At 73.6% G+C, this 18,684-nt stretch carries 14 protein-coding genes; 13 read left to right on the forward strand and 1 reads right to left on the reverse strand.

Annotated elements, in window-relative coordinates; all coding sequences use genetic code 11:
* Positions 1-202 precede the first annotated feature (202 nt).
* The 6 genes from ACWEVS_RS09785 to ACWEVS_RS09810 all read left to right on the forward strand — a co-directional run bounded on the left by ACWEVS_RS09785 (position 203) and on the right by ACWEVS_RS09810 (position 6,986).
* On the forward strand, positions 203-976 hold the full coding sequence (locus ACWEVS_RS09785; protein WP_449927467.1) for an IclR family transcriptional regulator: 774 nt from the start codon (positions 203-205) through the stop codon (positions 974-976).
* Positions 973-1,806 carry an SMP-30/gluconolactonase/LRE family protein gene (locus tag ACWEVS_RS09790; protein WP_449927464.1) on the forward strand — a complete coding sequence of 278 codons (834 nt, stop codon included), beginning with the start codon at positions 973-975 and terminating at the stop codon, positions 1,804-1,806. The genes ACWEVS_RS09785 and ACWEVS_RS09790 overlap by 4 nt, the downstream gene beginning before the upstream one ends.
* 319 nt (positions 1,807-2,125) lie before the next feature.
* A complete protein-coding gene (locus ACWEVS_RS09795) occupies positions 2,126-2,905 on the forward strand; it encodes a TetR/AcrR family transcriptional regulator (protein WP_452550845.1) in 780 nt (259 codons plus the stop codon).
* A gap of 82 nt (positions 2,906-2,987) precedes the next feature.
* Positions 2,988-4,397, forward strand: coding sequence for an MFS transporter (locus ACWEVS_RS09800; protein ID WP_452550847.1), 1,410 nt, complete (start codon positions 2,988-2,990; stop codon positions 4,395-4,397).
* Between the two features lie 169 nt (positions 4,398-4,566).
* Positions 4,567-5,655 (forward strand): methyltransferase, encoded by a 1,089-nt coding sequence (locus ACWEVS_RS09805; protein WP_452550849.1) that lies wholly within the window; start codon positions 4,567-4,569, stop codon positions 5,653-5,655.
* Positions 5,656-5,726: 71 nt separating this feature from the next.
* Positions 5,727-6,986 (forward strand): aminotransferase class I/II-fold pyridoxal phosphate-dependent enzyme, encoded by a 1,260-nt coding sequence (locus ACWEVS_RS09810; RefSeq protein WP_452550851.1) that lies wholly within the window; start codon positions 5,727-5,729, stop codon positions 6,984-6,986.
* 15 nt (positions 6,987-7,001) lie between these two features.
* On the opposite strand, the gene ACWEVS_RS09815 is transcribed toward ACWEVS_RS09810, so the two are convergent.
* Positions 7,002-7,583 (reverse strand): hypothetical protein, encoded by a 582-nt coding sequence (locus ACWEVS_RS09815; RefSeq protein ID WP_449927450.1) that lies wholly within the window; start codon positions 7,581-7,583, stop codon positions 7,002-7,004.
* A 57-nt stretch (positions 7,584-7,640) separates the two neighbouring features.
* On the opposite strand from ACWEVS_RS09815, the gene ACWEVS_RS09820 reads away from it, so the two are divergent.
* The 7 genes from ACWEVS_RS09820 to ACWEVS_RS09850 all read left to right on the forward strand — a co-directional run bounded on the left by ACWEVS_RS09820 (position 7,641) and on the right by ACWEVS_RS09850 (position 18,468).
* Entirely contained in the window at positions 7,641-8,996 is a 1,356-nt protein-coding gene (locus tag ACWEVS_RS09820; protein ID WP_354907289.1) for an FAD-binding oxidoreductase, read from the forward strand.
* A gap of 183 nt (positions 8,997-9,179) precedes the next feature.
* Positions 9,180-11,282, forward strand: coding sequence for a protein kinase domain-containing protein (locus ACWEVS_RS09825; protein WP_452550854.1), 2,103 nt, complete (start codon positions 9,180-9,182; stop codon positions 11,280-11,282).
* Between the two features lie 110 nt (positions 11,283-11,392).
* Positions 11,393-12,256, forward strand: coding sequence for a TetR family transcriptional regulator (locus tag ACWEVS_RS09830; protein ID WP_452550856.1), 864 nt, complete (start codon positions 11,393-11,395; stop codon positions 12,254-12,256).
* Positions 12,220-13,842: an acyl-CoA carboxylase subunit beta gene (locus ACWEVS_RS09835; RefSeq protein WP_452550858.1), complete on the forward strand. Its 1,623-nt coding sequence runs from the start codon at positions 12,220-12,222 to the stop codon at positions 13,840-13,842. Before ACWEVS_RS09830 ends, ACWEVS_RS09835 begins: the two co-directional genes overlap by 37 nt.
* Complete coding sequence (locus tag ACWEVS_RS09840; RefSeq protein ID WP_452550860.1) at positions 13,839-15,851, forward strand: ATP-binding protein; 2,013 nt, start codon at positions 13,839-13,841, stop codon at positions 15,849-15,851. The genes ACWEVS_RS09835 and ACWEVS_RS09840 overlap by 4 nt, the downstream gene beginning before the upstream one ends.
* The gene (locus ACWEVS_RS09845; RefSeq protein WP_452413903.1) at positions 15,848-16,621 is read left to right on the forward strand and encodes an enoyl-CoA hydratase-related protein; all 774 of its coding nucleotides are present in this window, start codon (positions 15,848-15,850) and stop codon (positions 16,619-16,621) included. Before ACWEVS_RS09840 ends, ACWEVS_RS09845 begins: the two co-directional genes overlap by 4 nt.
* A complete protein-coding gene (locus ACWEVS_RS09850) occupies positions 16,612-18,468 on the forward strand; it encodes an acyclic terpene utilization AtuA family protein (protein ID WP_452550862.1) in 1,857 nt (618 codons plus the stop codon). The genes ACWEVS_RS09845 and ACWEVS_RS09850 overlap by 10 nt, the downstream gene beginning before the upstream one ends.
* Positions 18,469-18,684: the final 216 nt, after the last annotated feature.

Below are 18,684 nucleotides of genomic sequence, written 5' to 3' on the forward strand. Positions count from 1 at the left end.
CGCCGTACCGGAAGCCATCTGCTCGTTTTTCTCGTGGTCGTGCTGACCTGGGCTTCCTCACTACCCCGGCGGTCACGGGGGATGCGTGACGACACACTCTCTGTGCGACTCCCTCTGTGCGACTCCGGCGGCGGACCTGGGCCTGATGACCGTCTCGGCGGCCGTCTTCCATCAGTCGGAACACTGGTCTAATCTTCGGAACATGATCGACCCTGGAACGCCGCCAGGTGAAGACCGCCTCGTCGGCGCCGACCGGGTGCTGGCGGTGCTGCGGCTGCTGGCCGAGCGGCCCGAGGGTGTCGGGCTGGAGGAGATGGCCAGGGCGGTCGGCAGCCCCAAGCCCACCGCGCACCGGGCGCTGGCCGCGCTGCGCCGCGCGGGGCTCGCCGTCCAGGACGGCCGGGGCCGCTACCTGCTGGGCGACGAGTTCCTCAGGCTCGCCTTCACCCACCACGAGGCGCGGCCCGACCACGTCAGGATCAGGCCGGCGCTGGAGCGGCTGGCGGCCCGCTTCGGCGAGACCGCGCACTACGCGGTGCTCGACGGACACGAGGTCGTCTACCGGGCCAAGGTGGATCCGCCGTCCGGCCCGGTGCGGCTCACCTCCACCGTCGGCGGCCGCAACCCGGCCCACAGCACCGGCGTCGGCAAGCTGCTGCTGGCCTGGGCGCTGCCCGACGACGCCGCGGTGACGGCCTGGGCGCGCGCGGCCCCGCTGGAGCGCCGCACCGCACGCACCAGGACCGGCCTCGCCGAGCTGTGCGCGGAGCTGGCGGCGGTGCGCGAGCGCGGCCACGCGCTCGACGACCAGGAGAACGAGGAGGGCGTCACCTGCGTGGCCGTCCCCGCCTTCCTGACCTCCGCGACCACGCCGAGCGGAGCGGTCAGCGTCAGCGCGCTGGCCTACCGCACCCCGCTGACCTCCCTGGTGGAGGCGCTGCCCGACATCCACGCCATCGTGAAGGAGCTGCGATGATCGCCGACCGGCTGTCCACCGAGACCTACGAGCTGGCCGAGGGGCCGCTGTGGGACCCCGTGGCCGAGCGGCTGCTCTGGGTCGACATCCCGACCGGCAGGGTCCTGGAGGGCGCTTTCACGGCCGGCGACCTGCGGGTGGCCAGGACGCACACCCTGCCGGGCACCGTGGGCGCGGTCACGCCGGCCGCCGACGGCTCCCTGCTGGTCGCGGCCCGGGACGGCTTCGCCACGATCGGCGAGCGGATCACGATGGGGCCGAGGGTGCTGCCGGAAGGGGTGGCCAGCCGGCTCAACGACGGCCGGTGCGATCCGGCGGGACGCTTCCTCGCCGGCAGCCTCGCCAAGGACGACCGGCAGGGCCAGGAACGGCTCTACCGGCTGGAGCTCGACGGCACGGTGAGCGTGCCGGCCGACGGCCTGACCGTCTCCAACGGCCTGGGCTGGTCGCCCGACGGGCGGACGATGTACCACGTGGACAGCATCCCGGGCGTGGTGTGGGCGCAACCGTACGACGTGGAGTCGGGCCGCGTCGGCCCGCGCGCGGTGGCCTTCGAGGTGAACGACGGGCTGCCCGACGGCATGGCGGTCGACGTCGAGGGCAACCTGTGGATCGCGGTCTGGGGCGTCGGCGAGGTCCGCCGGTACTCACCCGGCGGGCGGCTGCTCGGCGCGGTGAAGGTCGGCGCGCCGAAGACCTCCAGCGCGGCCTTCGTCGGCACCACCCTGGTCGTCACGACCGCGGGCGGGGGGCTGTTCGCGGCCGACGCCGGCATCACCGGCCTGCCCGCCACCCCCTGGCAGGGCCGGACGGACTTCGCCACCCACTGACCGCGCCTCCTCCCGGGCGCCCGGCCACCGACCGCGCCGCCTCCCGGGCGCCTCGTCGATGAACGCGCCTCCTTCCGGGCGCCTGGTCGACGAACGCGTCTGTTCCCTGCGCCCCTCCACTGACCGCGCCTCCTTCCGGCGCCCGGTCATGAACGCGGCGACCTCGGCCGGCGCCCCGTCCGCGCCGGTCTCGTCGAGCACCTGGTGGCGGGCATCACCTGACGGCCTCGCCGGCCCTCGTGCCGCCGGCCAGGGCATCAGCCGAACAGCGATCGGCGGCGCCCCGCCCCGAGGTTGCCCCGCCCCAGCGATCGTCTCCATGGCGGTCGTCTCCATGGCGGTCGTCTCCATGGCGGCCGTCTCCATGGCGGTCGTCTCCATGGCGGTCGTCTCCATGGCGGCCGTCTCCATGGCGGTCGTCTCCATGCGGTCATTTCCATCACGGTCGCGAACGCGACGACCGTCGGACGCGGCGTACGCCGGGTCCTACAGTTTCACCATGGGGACGACGACGGGGAAGACACCGGGAAAGGCGGGCTCGCCGCGCAGGGCCGACGCCGAGCGCAACATCGCGGCGATCCTGGCCACGGCCGCGCGGCTGCTGAGCGCCGACCCGAACGTCAGCGTGGCGGAGATCGCCAAGGAGGCGGGCGTCGGCAGGGTCACGCTCTACGGTCATTTCCCCTCCAGGGAGTCGCTGGTCGACGCCGTCCTGCAGGAGGCCGTCGACAACGCCGAGGCGGCGCTGTCCGGCCTCGAACTCGACGCCCTGCCCGCCGCTCAGGCGATGGACAGGCTGATCGGCTCCTCGTGGGAGATCCTCGACCGGCACCGCCGCCTGTTCGTGGCCGCCGACAGGGCGCTGCCGGCCGAGCGCATCCGCGAGCGCCACGGCAGGCCGCTCGCCCGGGTGGAGCGGCTGGTCGAGCGCGGCATGGACGAGGGCGCCTTCCGCACCGACCTGCCGCTGTCGTGGCTGGTCACGACGTTCTTCGGGCTGCTGCACAACGCGGCGGGCGAGATCGAGGCGGGCCGCCTGCCGCGTGAGGTCGCCGCGGATGTGCTGACCAGGACGCTCCGCTCGGTGCTCGCCGCCTGACATCACGCTGGACATACCCGCCCTCCGTATGCTTGCCTCATAACTCGAACACTACTGTACGAGTTAGCGGAGGGGTTCCCCCATGCTGCTGGTCCTGCTCTGCCTGGCCCAGTTCATGCTGATCATCGACATCACCGTCGTGCAGGTGGCGCTGCCGTCCATCGGGGCCGACCTGGAGCTCGGCCGCGAGGCGCTGACCTGGGTCGTCACGACGTACACCCTGTGCTTCGGCGGGCTGATGGTCCTCGGCGGCCGGCTCGCCGACACCTTCGGCGCCCGGCGGACGCTCATGACCGGGCTCGCCGTCTTCACGCTGGCCTCGCTGCTGTGCGGGCTGGCCCCCGGCGGCGGCCCGCTGATCGCCGGGCGCGCGCTGCAGGGGGTCGGCGCGGCGCTGCTGTCGCCCGCCGCGCTGGCCGTCATCACCGCCGCCTTCCACGGCGAGCGCCGTACCAGGGCGCTGGCGGTGTGGGCGGCCATCGGCGGCACGGGCGCCGCCGTGGGCGTGCTGCTCGGCGGCCTGCTGACCGCCGGTCCCGGGTGGGCCTGGGCGTTCTTCGTGAACGTGCCCGTCGGCCTGGCCGTCCTGGCCGCCCTGCCCGCCGTGCTGCCGGCGTCCGCGCCCGCCCGCCCGGCCGGGCGACGGCTGGACGTGCCCGGCGCGCTGCTGGTCACCGCCGCGACGGCGCTGCTCATCTACGGGCTGGTCGCCGCGGGCGAGGCCGGATGGGGGACGGCGGGGCTGTGGCTGGCCGCCTCCGCCGCCCTCTACGCGGCGTTCGTGTGGGTGGAGCGGGTGTCCGCGGCGCCGCTCATGCGCGCGGGGACGCTGGCCAGGCGCCCGGTGCTGTCGGGCACGTTCGTCATGCTGACGGCGACGGGCCTGATGCTCGGGCTGTTCTTCCTCAGCTCGCTCTACCTGCAGCGGGAAGTGGGGTACGGCGCGCTGGAGACGGGCCTGCTGTTCCTGCCGGTGGCGATCGCGATCACGCTCGGCGCGCACCTGGGCGGACGGCTGGTCGGCAGGGTCGGCGGCCGTCCGGTCGCGGTGGGCGCCTTCGTGCTCACCGCGGCGGGCGCGGCCCTCATGACCCGCGTCTCGCCCGAGGCGGGCGTCCTCACCACGCTGCTGCCGGGATTCGTGATCGCCGCCTTCGGAATCGGCCCCGCCTTCGTCACCGCGACGGCGACGACCATGGCCAACGTCCCGCCCGGCGAGGCGGGCGTGGCCTCGGGGGTGATCAACACCTTCCACGAGCTGGGCGGCTCGATCGGGGTCGCCCTGGTCTCCAGCCTCGCGGTGGGCGGCTTCCCCTCGGCGCTGGCCTGGTGCGCGGGCGCGGCGGCCGTCGCGGCCGCCGCGGCGATCGCCCTGGTGCCCGCGGGCCGGCCCGCCGCGCTCGTCGGCCACGGGCACGGGCATGTGCGACACGACGTGGCCGCCGGACCGGACCACGGGCACGGGCACGGGCACGGGCACGGGCACGGCTAGCATGGGGCGGACCCCAAGGAGGTTGATCATGTCGTTCGCCGTGCTGGGCAGTGTTCTCGGTGACGCCGCGGCTCGCGCTTCCTCGCGGAGGTCCGTGACCCGCTGACCCGTCCCCTCCGCGTCGAAGTGCTCTTCATCGACATCTCCCATCGATCAAGAGGAGCACGCGATGCTCGACGTCCACTGGACCGAGGACGGCCGCCTCCAGGCGGCGGGATGGCTCTCGCCCGAGCCGCCGCCCGCCGTCCTGGTGCCCGCCGACGACACGATGAACGCCCGCACCGCCTACCGCCTGGCCCGTGAGGGCACCGGGCTGGTGTGGCGGGGCGACTACCACAACGCCAGGCAGTTGCTGCGCGCCCTGGCCCGCCGCGCCGACACGGGCCGCACGGCGCCCGCCGGTTTCCACGAGTACCGGCGGGCGCGCGCCGCCAGGGCCCGCCTGCTGGCCAGGCTGCTGGTGCCGCTGGCCGCCGACCTGTCGGTCCCCCTGCGCCGGGCCCCCGACGTACGGCAGGCGTGCGCGGAGGCCTACGGCAGCCCCGCGGGCCCCGTGCTGGTGCCCCTCACCGAGCTGCTCGGCGTGATCGGCGCGCACGAGTGGCGCGTGAAGGGCGTGCCGGTGCCCGCGCTCGGCGCCCGGATCCACCCGCACTACGGCGTCTTCTCCCCTGTCCGCGGCGAGTACGTGGACCTGGTGGCCCGCGCGCCGCTGCCCTCGCGGACGGCCGCGTTCGACGTCGGCACCGGCACCGGCGTGCTGGCCGCCGTGCTGGCCGTGCGCGGCGTCCGGCGGGTGGTGGCCACCGACGTGGACGAGCGGGCGGTGGCCTGCGCCCGCGACAACCTGGACCGCCTCGGCCTCGGTGACAGGGTCGAGGTCAGCAGGCGCTCGCTGTTCCCCGAGGGCAGGGTCCCGCTGGTGGTCTGCAACCCGCCGTGGCTGCCCGCCACGCCGCGCACCGCGCTCGACCACGCCGTCTACGACGGGGACGGGCGGATGCTCGACGGCTTCCTCAGCGGCCTGGCCGGGCACCTGTCGCCGGGCGGGGAGGGCTGGCTGATCCTGTCCGACCTGGCCGAGCACCTGGGCCTGCGCACCAGGCGGGAGTTGCTGGCCGCGTTCGACGGCGCGGGCCTGCGGGTGGCGGGACGGCTGGAGGCCCGGCCGCGCCACCGGCGCGCCGCCGACGCCGCCGACCCGCTGCACGCGGCGCGCGCCGCCGAGGTGACCTCGCTGTGGCGGCTGACCCGGTGACCGGGCTGGTGCGTCGTTATCGTTTCGACACCCACTATTGTTCGTTGTCCCAGCCTAGGAAGGAACATCCCGTGACCCTCGACGAGCTGACCGCGCAGCGCGAGCAGGCCGCCAGCGACTACGACGCCCTCGTGCGGCGAGGCCTGAAGCTCGACCTGACCAGGGGCAAGCCCTCACCACGCCAGCTCGACCTGGCCGACGGGATGACCGGTCTGCCCTCGACGCACCTGGCGGCCGACGGCAGCGACTGCCGCAACTACGGCAACCTGCAGGGCCTGGCCGAGGTGCGCGAGCTGTTCGCCGCTGCGCTGCAGGTGCCCGCCGCGCAGCTGCTCGCGGGCGGCAACTCCAGCCTGGCGATGATGCACGACACGATCGTCTTCTCGATGCTCAGCGTGCTGCCGGGGGCCACGCGCCGGTGGGCGGACGAGGAGGAGATCGTCTTCCTGTGCCCGGTGCCGGGCTACGACCGGCACTTCGCGCTGTGCGAGCGCTTCGGCATCAGGATGGTCCAGGTGCCGCTGACCGCCGAGGGCCCCGACATGGACGCCGTCGAGCGGCTGGTCGCCGACGACCCGCGGGTCAAGGGCATCTGGTGCGTGCCCAAGTACAGCAACCCCTCGGGCGTCACCTACAGCGACGAGACCGTGCGCCGCCTGGCCGCGTTGCCGGCCGCCGCGCCCGACTTCCGCATCTTCTGGGACAACGCCTACGCGGTGCACCACCTCACCGACACGCCCGCCGAGCTGGCCGACCTGCTGGCCCTGTGCGAGGAGCACGGCAACCCCGACCGCGCCTTCGTCTACGGCTCGACCTCCAAGGTGAGCCTGGCCGGCAGCGGCGTGGCCTTCTTCGGCTCCTCGCCGGCCAACGTCGCCTGGTACCTCGGCAACCTGTCGAAGCAGAGCATCGGCCCGGACAAGATGAACCAGCTGCGCCACGTGGAGTTCCTGCGTGACGCCGAGGGCCTGGCCGCGCACATGCGCAGGCACGCCGAGCTGGTCTGGCCGAAGTTCGAGACCGTCGACAGGATCCTCACCAAGGAGCTGGGCGGCACGGACCTGGCCACCTGGTCGGCGCCCACGGGCGGCTACTTCATCAGCCTGGACGTGCCCGAGGGCTGCGCCCGCGAGGTCGTCGCCAAGGCGAAGGCGGCGGGCATCGCGCTCACCCCTGCCGGGGCGACGCATCCCTACGGCGACGACCCGGCCGACCGCACGATCCGCATCGCCCCCACCTACCCCGACCTGGCGGAGCTGGAGGAGGCGATCACCGGCCTGACCGTGTGCGTCCGGCTGGTCGCGACCGAGAAGCTGCTGGCGCGCGGCTGACGGCCGCTTCGGGCTTCAGGTGCGGGGCCGCTTGCCGTACCTGAAGCCGAAGATGTACTCACGGGTCTCGCTCGGGTGGAAGGCGACGCCGACCCCCGGCTCGAAGGCGACGTTGTCCCGCGAGCAGTAGAAGAGCTCCTGCCACACCAGGAGCGCCTGCTCGCGGGCCGGCGCCTCGGCCTGGTCGCGTTTGCGCGCGCCGTGCGCGCCGAGGACGAACATCAGCCCGAACCACCAGAAGACGCCCGTCACGCAGAACGGCCCCAGCAGGTCCACCAGCAGGTTCGTCTTCTCGGTCATGGCCAGGGTCAGCGCGAGCACCACGTGCGCCAGCGCGGCGAAGCCGAGCATGACGTAACCCTGGTGGCGGGCGCGGGGCACCTCGTGCCTGGCAGGGAAGGACAGCCACACCGCCAGCTGTGTCCTGGTCATGGGGTGCTTCCTGGTGCCGATGAGCGAGGCGGCGGGAAGGTCGACGACGGCGCGTTCCTTGGGCATGCTGGCGCGCCCGAGGTGGAAGCTCGTGCCCTCGGCCACGGCCCCCGGCACCGACGTCACCCTGTCGGCAGAGCCGCACTCCGGACAGGACAGATCCATCCGGGCAGTCTGGCCCTGACGTACGGCTGGCGCAAATCGGGCCGTAAAGTCCTCAACGTGATTGAGGCACTTGTGAAGAGCCTTCCCGAGGGAAGGGTGCTGACCGACCCCGACGTGGTCGACTCCTATGCACGCGACCGCACGTTCCTCGAGCCTGGCAAGGCTCTCGGGGTGGTTCTGGCCACCTGCCGCGACGACGTCGTGACCACCATGCGGTGGGCCACCGAGCACCGGGTGCCCGTCGTGCCGCGCGGCGCCGGCACCGGCCTGGCGGGCGCGGCCACCGCCAGCGAGGGCTCGATCGTGCTGTCGCTGGCCCGGATGACCGCGATCCGCGAGCTGAACCCCGCCGACGAGATCGCCGTCGTCGAGCCCGGCGTGATCACCGCGGACCTCGACAGGGCGGCCAGGCAGCACGGGCTGATGTACGCGCCCGACCCCTCCTCCTACGAGATCTCGACCATCGGCGGCAACCTGGCCACCAACGCGGGCGGGCTGCGCTGCGTGAAGTACGGCGTGACCCGCGACTCCGCGCTCGGGCTCGAGGTGGTGCTGGCCGACGGCCGGATACTCAACACCGGCCGCCGCACCGTCAAAGGCGTCACGGGCTACGACCTGACCGGCCTGTTCGTCGGCTCGGAGGGCACCCTCGGCGTCATCACCTCGGCGACGGTACGGCTGCGCCGTGCCCCGATCGCCCCGCCGGCGACGATCGCCGCGGAGTTCGGCTCGCTGCGCGACGCCGCCGCGGCGGTCTCGGCGATCATCGCGGCCGGCTGCCAGCCGTCCCTGATGGAGCTGCTGGACCGGGCCACGCTGAAGGCGATCGACGACTGGCGCAACATCGGCCTCGAGGACGCCACCCAGGCCATGCTGATCGGCCAGTCGGACGCCTCCGACGGCCAGGCGATGGCGGCGGTGATGCAGGAGCTGTGCGAGGCGAACGGCGCCTCGTTCGTGGCGGTGTCGTCCTCGCCCGAGGAGACCGAGGACCTCATCGGGATCAGGCGCATGGCCTACGAGGCCAAGGAGCGCCTCGGCGCCTGCCTGGTGGAGGACGTGTGCGTGCCGCGGTCGAAGCTGCCCGACATGATCACGGCGGTGGAGGCGGCGGCCGCGCGCCACGACGTGATGATCTGCACGGTGGCCCACGCGGGCGACGGCAACCTGCACCCCGTCTTCATCTTCGAGCACGGCACGCTGGAGCCGCCCGCCAACGTGTGGGCGGCGGCCGACGAGGTGTTCAAGGCAGCGCTGGAGCTCGGCGGCACGCTGACCGGCGAGCACGGCGTCGGGCTGCTGAAGCGGCGCTGGCTCGGGCTGGAGGCCGGCCCGGTCGTGACCGAGGTGCAGAAGGGCATCAAGCAGGTCTTCGACCCGCTCGGCATCCTCAACCCGGGCAAGGCGATCTGAGCGTCGTCGCGCCGGACGCCGGGCGGGCGTGACCTGCGAGGTGGAGGCCGGTACGGAGTTCGTGCCGGCCTCTGACTGCGCCCAGTCGATCGCAATCCGGACACATCGTCAAACCCGGGGGACGACCCACGAACCACACTGATAACGTTTTGCCCCACCTATGACGGAATACGGGGGTTCGACGTGACTCAGTTCCAGCCGTTGGCGGCTGACGACCCGCGTCGGCTGGGTGTGTTCGAGATCACCGCGCGGCTCGGCGAGGGCGGGCAAGGCGTGGTCTACCTGGGCAAGGGCCCGGCAGGCGAGCAGGTGGCGGTCAAGCTCCTGCACAACGCGCTGGTGGCCGACGCCGACGCGCGCACGAGGTTCCTGCGCGAGGTTGCGGTGGCGCAGCGGGTGGCCCGGTTCTGCACCGCGCCCGTGCTGCACGCCGATCTGGAGGGCAGCCGGCCGTACATCGTGACGGACTACGTGCCGGGGCCGTCCCTGCGGCAGCTGGTCGACCAGGAGGGACCGCGCAGGGGCGCGGCCCTGGAGCGGCTGGGCATCAGCACGGCCACCGCCCTGGCGGCCATCCACCGCGCGGGCATCCTGCACCGCGACTTCAAGCCCGCGAACGTGCTCATGGGGCCGGAGGGCCCCGTGGTGATCGACTTCGGCATCGCCCGCGCCCTGGACTCCCCGGGCGCGACGGCCACGGGCATGGCCATGGGCACGCCGGCCTACCTCGCCCCCGAGCAGCTGAGCGGCGCGCCGGTCTCGGAGGCGGCCGACGTGTTCGCCTGGGGCGTCACGATGGTGTTCGCGGCGACGGGCAAGCCCGCCTTCGGCTCCGACTCCATCCCCGTGGTCATGAACCGGATCCTGAACGAGGAACCGGAGATCAGCGGGCTGGACGGGGTGCTCGGCGGGCTCGTGGCGGCCTGCCTGTCCAAGGACCCCTCGCTGCGGCCCACGGCCGAGCAGCTGGTCGCGCGTCTCACCGGCCAGACGACCGGCGAGACGGCGCTCGGGGTCCACCAGACCGGCAGCACGCTGCCGCCGCCGTTCCCCCAGCCCGGACAATCCGGACAATCCGGACAACCTGGACAGCCCGCCGCGCACCCCCCGGCACCGGCCGGCGGCCAGGCCGCCCCCGTCGGTGGCCAGCCCGCCCCTGTCGGCGGCCAGCCCGTGCCGCCGCCCGGCGCGCCCGGGGGCCCGCCGGTGCCGCCTGGCGGCCCCGCCGTGCCGCCGCAGCCCTTCGCGCCCGGCGCTCCCCCGCCCGGCACCGCCGTCCCCGGCCAGCGCCCGCCGTCCGGCGACACGGCGCCCTCCGGCGGCCCGAGCGCCCGCCGCCGCACCGTGACCGTGGCGCTGTCGGCCGCCGCCGCCGGCGCGCTCCTGCTGGGCGGCACCGTCGTGTGGGCGAACGCCGGCAAGGCGGTCCCGGCGGAGCTTGTCGCGGTGGACTCCCCCGCCAGCGGGACCGACCAGGACCCGGCGGCCAAAAACCAGGCGGGCCCGAACCAGCCGGCGCAGAACCAGCCGGGGCAGGACACCACCGTGGCGCCCACCGACGTGCTGCCGCCCGACGCGCAGCCGACCGAAACCGACGTCATCCCCGAGCTGGTGGAGGCCACGCCCGGGCCCGAGGCGACCGCGTCCGGGCCGAAGGAGCGGGACGTGCCGTCGGTGTCGGTGCCGCACACCACGGTGCCGCACGCCACGGCGCCTCCCACCCAGCGCCAGCAGCCGCGGCCGACGGCGGAGCCGACCAGGAAGAGGCCGACGGCCAAGCCGACCAAGAGCACCGGGCTGGTCGACCCCGACCCCGACCCGACGGGGTTGACGGAGCCGACGACCGGCGTCGCCTACGGCCAGCCCAGCACCAAGCCGACCGCCAGGCCCACCGTGAAGCCCACCGTGAAGCCCACCGTGAAGCCGACGACCACGGCGAAGCCGAGCCCGTCGCCGAAGCCGAACCCCTACACGGCGACCGGCGTCTGCGGCGCGGGCTACAAGGTGATCAACTCGCACGCGCTGGGCACGAAGGCCACGGTCTACCTGCTGTACAACACCAGCGCGGGCAAGAACTGCGTGATCACCATGTCCAAGTACGTGGTGCCCGCCAAGGTGTCGATGAACGCCGTCCTCCAGGTGCAGGGCGGCGCCAGCGGCGCCAACCCCGGTTCGTACACCGCCTACGCCGGGCCGGTGCGGCTGGCGGCGGTCAAGAAGTGCGTGATCTGGGGCGGCTCCTGGGGCACGCTGTCGTGGAAGAGCGGCTGGAGCCACTGCGGCTGAGCCACCCCCGCTGACCCCTGAAGGGCCCGGCGGACGCCTACCCGCGTCCGCCGGGCCCTCGGCGTTGCCGGGGGCTTCCACGGGCATCACCCCGTTGCTACATTGTTGACGTGATCGTCAAGTCTGAGACGCTGACCGCGCGCGGGCGGCGGACCAGGGCCGCGCTCCTGCAGGCGGGGCGCGAGGCGTTCGAGCAGCACGGCTACGACGCCGTGCGCATCGACGACGTCTGCGCCAGGGCCGGGGTCTCCCACGGCACCTTCTACACCTACTTCGACTCGAAGGAGACGCTGTTCGGCGAGGTCGCGGGCGCGGCGGTCGGCGAGATGTTCGCCGCCAGCGTCGTCGGGCCCGCCGCCCCCGACGACCCCTACGCCCGCGTCGAGGCCGCCAACCAGCTCTACCTGCGGGCATGGGCGGCCAACTCGCGCCTGCTCAGGATGCTGGAGCACATCGCGACCGGCGACGACCGCTTCCGCGGGCTGCTGCTGGAGCTGCGGGAGGTGTTCGTCCGGCGCGGCGCCGAAGGCCTGCGCCGCCTGCAGGAGCAGGGGCTGGCCGATCCCGACCTCGACCCCAGGCTGACGGCCATCATGCTGGGCGGCATGGTGGAGCACTTCGCCCACGTGTGGCTGGACCTCGGCGAGCGCGCCGACGAGCGCACCGCCGTCGACCACCTGACCAGGCTCTGGGCCAGGGCGATCGGGCTGACGCGGCCGTCAACTTCCGAGCCGGACCCGCCGCTGACACGGACATCGACTTCCGAGCCCGACCCGCCGCTGACACGCACATCGACTTCCGAGCCCGACCCGCCGCTGACACGGACGTCGGCTTCCGAGCCCGACCCCCGATCGAACGAGCCCGGCCCCCCATCGAAGGGGACGTCGGCTTCCGAGCCCGAGCCGCCGTTCGTCCGGCCGGCGGACGGCGGCGGAGGATGCATGTCCGGCAGCGGCGGAAAGGAGGACAGGTGATCATCAGCAGGCTGGATCCCACCGATCCGGACTACCAGGCCCGCAGGCGCGCCATGCTCGCCAAGCTCGCCGACCTGGACGCCGAGCACGCCAAGGCCGTCGCGGGCGGCGGCGAGAAGTACGTGGAGCGCCACCGCGGACGGGGCAAGCTCCTGGCGAGGGAACGCGTCGAGCTGCTCATCGACCCCGACTCCGCCTTCCTCGAACTGTCCCCGCTGGCCGCCTGGGGAAGCGACTTCCCCGTGGGCGCGAGCGTGGTGACCGGCATCGGCGTCATCGAGGGCGTCGAATGCGTGATCACGGCCAACGACCCGACCGTCAGGGGCGGCGCGTCCAACCCGTGGACGCTCAGGAAGACCCTGCGGGCGGCCGACATCGCGCTGCGCAACCGCCTGCCGTACGTGAACCTGGTGGAGTCGGGCGGCGCCGACCTGCCGACGCAGAAGGAGATCTTCATCCCCGGCGGGCAGATCTTCAGGGACCTGACGCGGCTGTCGGCCGCGGGCGTCCCGACGATCGCGCTGGTCTTCGGCAACTCCACGGCGGGCGGCGCCTACGTGCCCGGCATGAGCGACTACGTGGTGATGGTCAAGGGGCGCGCGAAGGTGTTCCTGGGCGGCCCGCCGCTGGTCAAGATGGCCACCGGCGAGGAGTCCGACGACGAGTCGCTCGGCGGGGCCGAGATGCACGCGCGCGTCAGCGGCCTGGCCGACCACCTGGCCGCCGACGAGCACGACGCGCTGCGCATCGGCAGGGGCATCGTCAGGTCGCTGCGGTGGCGCAAGCTCGGCGTCGGCCCGCGGGCCGTACGGGAGCCGGCGTACCCGGAGGAGGAGCTGAGGGGGATCGTCCCCGAGGACCTCAAGGTGCCCTTCGACCCGCGCGAGGTGATCGCGCGGGTGGTCGACGGCAGCGACTTCGAGGAGTTCAAGCCGCTCTACGGGCCCAGCCTGGTCACCGGGTGGGCGATGCTGCACGGCTACCCGGTGGGCATCCTCGCCAACGCGCGCGGCGTGCTGTTCAGCGAGGAGGCGCAGAAGGCCGCGCAGTTCATCCAGCTGGCCAACCAGACGCGCACGCCGCTGCTGTTCCTGCAGAACACGACCGGCTACATGGTCGGCAAGGACTACGAGCAGGGCGGCATCATCAAGCACGGCGCGATGATGATCAACGCGGTGTCGAACTCGACGGTCCCGCACCTGACGGTCGTCATGGGCGCCTCCTACGGGGCGGGCAACTACGGCATGTGCGGGCGCGCCTACGAGCCCCGCTTCCTGTTCTCCTGGCCGAGCGCGAAGTCGGCCGTGATGGGTCCCGCGCAGCTGGCCGGCGTGCTGTCGATCGTCGGCAGGCAGGCGGCGCAGGCCCGCGGGCAGATCTACGACGAGGAGGCCGACGCGGCGATGCGGGCCATGGTGGAGGCGCAGATCGAGCAGGAGTCGCTGCCGTTCTTCCTGTCCGGCCGGCTCTACGACGACGGGGTCATCGACCCGCGCGACACCCGCACGGTCCTCGGGCTGTGCCTGTCGGCGATCAACAGCGCGGCCGTCCCCGAGGCGGCGGGATTCGGGGTGTTCCGGCCATGACCCATCCCGCGAACGGGCGGCCCGCCATCACCAGGCTGCTGGTGGCCAACAGGGGCGAGATCGCCCGCAGGATCTTCCGCACCTGCCGCGAGCTCGGCATCGAGACGGTCGCGGTCTTCTCCGACGCCGACGAGGGCGCTCCGCACGTGGCGGAGGCCGACCTGGCCGTACGGCTCGGCAGGCCGTCGGCCTACCTCGACGCCGACGCGCTCGTCGCGGCGGCGCGGCGGGCGGGCGCCGACGCGGTGCACCCCGGCTACGGGTTCCTGTCGGAGAACGCCGGCTTCGCCCGCGCCGTGATCGCGGCGGGCCTGACCTGGGTGGGCCCGCCGCCGGAGGCGATCGCCGCGATGGGCTCCAAGATCGAGGCCAAGCGGCTGATGGCCGGGGCGGGCGTGCCCGTCCTGCCGTCGCTGACACCCGGCACGGCCCGGGCACGGGAGGACGCGGCCCGGGCACAGGAGGACGAAGCCGGGGCACAGGAGGACGCGGCCGGGGCACAGGAGGACGCGGCCGGGGCACCGGAGGACGCGGCCCGAGCGCAGGAGGACGCGGCCGGGGCGCAGGAGGGCGCGGGCTGGCGCTACCCGCTGCTGGTCAAGGCATCGGCCGGGGGTGGCGGGCGCGGCATGCGCGTCGTCAGGGCGCCCGGCGAGCTGGAGGCGGCCCTGGCGTCCGCGGAACGCGAGGCGGAGTCCGCCTTCGGCGACGGCACCGTGTTCGTCGAGCCGCTGCTCGAGCGCGCCCGCCACATCGAGGTGCAGGTGCTCGCCGACGTCCACGGCACGGTGTGGGCACTGGGCGAGCGGGAGTGCTCGATCCAGCGCCGCCACCAGAAGGTGGTGGAGGAGTGCCCCTCCCCCGCCGTCACCCCCGCGCTGCGCGAGCGGCTGGAGGCGGCGGCGGTCGCGGCCGCCACGACGATCGGCTACGTCGGCGCGGGCACGGTGGAGTTCCTCGTCAAGGACGACACGATCGCCTTCCTGGAGATGAACACCCGCCTGCAGGTGGAGCACCCGGTGACCGAGCTGGTCTACGGCGTCGACCTGGTGGAGCTGCAGCTGCGCGTCGCCGAGGGCGAGCGGCTGCCGGACGCCAGGCCGGCGCCGCGCGGGCACGCGGTCGAGGTCAGGCTGTACGCGGAGGACGCCGCCCACCTGCCCCAGTCGGGGGTGGTCGAGCTGTTCGACATCCCGGGGCCGGTCCGGGTCGACTCCGGCGTCGAGTCCGGCACGGTCGTCTCCACGCACTACGACCCGATGCTGGCGAAGATCATCGGGTACGGCGGGAGCCGTACCGAGGCGATCAGGAAGCTGGCCGCCGCGCTGGGCAAGGCCCGCGTCCACGGCCTGGCCACGAACCGGTCGCTGCTGCTGGACATCGTGCGGCACCCGGCGTTCGTGGCGGGAGAGACGCACACGGGTTTCCTCGACGAGCACGACTTCCCGGGTCCCGCCGCGCCCACCGCCCTTGAGGCGCTGGCGGCGGCGCTGGCCATGGCGGCCCGCAACAGGAGCGCGGCCACCGTGCAGCGCGGCCTGCCGTCCGGATGGCGCAACGTCAGGTCGCAGCCGCAGGTGGCCAGGTTCGAGGAGATCGAGGTCTGCTACGACCCCGTGCCGGAGGAGGTGACCGTCGTCAGCGTGACGCCGCACCAGGTGGTCGTCGAGGTGGACGGCGTGCGCCGCGCGTTCGCCGTCGCCCACCACGGCGGCCGCGTCCACGTCGGCGACACCAGGCTCACGCCGCTCCCCCGCCTGCCCGAACCCGCCGAGCACCACGCCCCCGGCTCCCTGCTGGCCCCCATGCCGGGTAGCGTGCTGCGCGTCGAGGTCGAGCAGGGCGACGCCGTCGTCAAGGGGCAGGTGGTCCTGGCGCTCGAAGCGATGAAGATGGAGCATCAGATCGCCGCACCCGCCGATGGGGTCGTCGCCGCCGTCATGGTGGAGAAGGGCTCGCAGGTCGAGGCGGACGCCGTGCTGGCGGTCATCGAGGAAGGGGAAGCATGACGCGCCTGGTCCACAAGGAGCTGAAGGATGGCATCGCCACCATCACCCTCGACTCTCCGCCCAACCGCAACGCGCTGTCGGTGCGGCTGCTGGGCGATCTCGAGGACCGGCTGAACTGGGCGCTGGCCGAGCCCGAGGTGCGGGTGATCGTGCTGACCGGCACCGGCACGGTGTTCTGCTCGGGCGCCGATCTGAAGGAGCAGCGCATCGAGCCCGCGCGCGGCGTGAGCGACGCGCCCGTGACCGCGTCGTTCCCGGAGATCATGACGCTGATCTGGGAGAGCCCCAAGCCGGTCATCTGCCGCATGAACGGCACCGCCCGCGCCGGTGGCCTGGGCCTGGTGGCCTCCTGCGACTTCGCGGTCGCCCCGCTGACCGCGTCGTTCGCCTTCTCCGAGGTACGGCTCGGCGTGGTGCCCGCGATGATCTCGGTGCCGGTCCTGCGGCGCCTGGAGGCCAGGGCCGCGGCCGAGTACCTCATGACGGGCGAGGTGTTCGACGCGGCGCGGGCCAGGGAGATCGGCCTCATCAACCGGGCGGTGCCGATGGAGGAGCTCGACGCCACCGTCGCCCACTACGCCGAGATGCTGGTCAAGGGCGGCCCCGAGGCGCTGGCGATCACCAAGCGCCTGGTACGCGACCTGCCCCAGGTCTCCTTCGAGGAGGGCCTCAGGCAGATGACGGCGCTGTCGGCCCAGCGCTTCACCTCCGAGGAGGGCCAGGAGGGCATCGCCGCCTTCATGGAGAAGAGGCCGCCGAGGTGGTGCTGAGGATCGCCAACTGCAGCGGCTTCTACGGCGACCGGCTGTCGGCGGCCCGCGAGATGGTCGAGGGCGGGCCGATCGACGTGCTCACCGGCGACTGGCTGGCGGAGCTGACCATGCTGATCCTGGCGGGCAACCGGTCGAAGGGCCGCCCCGGCTACGCGCCGACCTTCGTCAAACAGATGGAGCAGGTCCTCGGCACCTGCCTCGAACGCGGCATCAAGGTCGTCTCCAACGCCGGAGGGCTCGATCCCGAGGGGTGCGCCGCGGCGGTCGAGAACCTGGGGCTGGGCGCCAAGGTCGCCTACGTCACCGGCGACGACGTCACGGGGCACGACCTCGACCTGGTCAACCTCGACACCGGTGAGAAGCTCGCCGAGCCCGTGCTGACCGCCAACGCCTACCTCGGCGCCCGGCCCATCGCCGCCGCCCTTTCCGCCGGCGCCGACGTCGTGGTCACCGGCAGGGTCACCGACGCCGCGCTGGTCACCGGTCCCGGCATCTGGCACTACGGCTGGCGGCCCGGCGACCTCGACGCCCTGGCCGGTTCGGTCGTGGCCGGGCACGTCATCGAGTGCGGCTGCCAGGCGACGGGCGGCAACTACGCCTTCCTGCACGAGGTGCCCGACCTGGCCCACTGCGGCTTCCCCCTCGTCGAGCTGCACGAGGACGGCTCGTCGGTGATCACCAAGCATCCCGGCACCGGCGGCACGGTCTCGGTGGGCACGGTCACCGCGCAACTGCTGTACGAGATCGGCGCGCCGCGCTACCTCGGGCCCGACGTGGTGGCCCGCTTCGACACCGTCCAGCTGGCGCAGGAGGGGCCCGACCGGGTGCGCGTGTCCGGGGTGAAGGGCGAGCCGCCGCCCGGCACGCTGAAGGTGGCGGTGAACTATCTGGCCGGGTACCGCAACACGATGACGCTCGTGCTGACGGGGCTCGACCTGGAGGACAAGGTCCGGGTGGCGCAGGAGGCGATCTGGGCCAGGGTGCCGCGCGAGTCGTTCGAGTCGGTGGACGTCTCCTTCGACCCGCCGCTGCTGCGGATCACCGTCATGGACCGTGACCCCCGCCGGGTGGGGCGGGCCTTTTCCTCAGCCGTGGTGGAGACGGGCCTGGCCAGCTATCCGGGCTTCTACGGCCTGACGCCGCCGGGGGACGCCACGCCGTACGGCGTGTACTGGCCGACGCTCGTCCCCGCGGCCGAGGTGCGTCCCAGGGTCTTCGTCGGCGGTGAGGAGGTCGAGCTCCCACCGGGGGACGGCCCGCCGCCCGCCGTCGATGCCCCGGCCGGCAGACCGCTCACCGCGCACACCCCGGCCGACACGCCGCTCACCGCGCACACCCCGGCCGGTCCGCCGCTCACCGCGGGCAGTCCGGCCAACACGCCGCTCACCGGGGGCAGTCCGGCCGACACGCCGCTCACCGGGGACACCCCGGCCGGCCAGCCAACCGCCGTCGGGGCCCGCGCCGAGGCGGGGCCGTCGCGGTGGGACGGGGGCGGGAGGCCGACGGTCGCCGCGCCGCTGGGGCGGGTGGCCGGGGCCAGGTCGGGAGACAAGGGCGGCAACGCGAACCTCGGCGTGTGGGTGCGCACCCCCGAGGAGTACCGGTGGCTGGCCGAGACGCTGACCGTCGAGCGGCTCGGGGCCCTGCTGCCCGCGCTGCGGGACCATCCGATCGAGCGGTACGAGCTGCCCAACCTCAACGCGCTGAACTTCGTCGTCCACGGGCTGCTGGGCCGGGGTGTCGCGGCGAGCACCCGGCTCGACCCGCAGGCCAAAGCGCTCGGTGAGGAACTGCGCGCCCAGGTGGTGGAGATCCCGGACAGCTTCCTGCGCGCCCACCGCTAGCGGCCCCTGACCGCCTGGTTCTCCAGCGCCCGGCTGAAGCCGGCGAGGCTCCACCGGACGCGCCGGCCGACGGGGCCGGACCCATGGATCCGCAGGACGCGCCAGCCGACAAGCCCAGACCCATCGGTCCGCAGGACGCGCCAGCCGACAAGCCCAGACCCATCGGTCCGCAGGACGCGCCAGCCGGCGCGGCGAGAGCCGTCTGGCCCGTTGGAC

The sequence above is a fragment of the Nonomuraea sp. NPDC003754 genome (genome assembly GCF_053605785.1).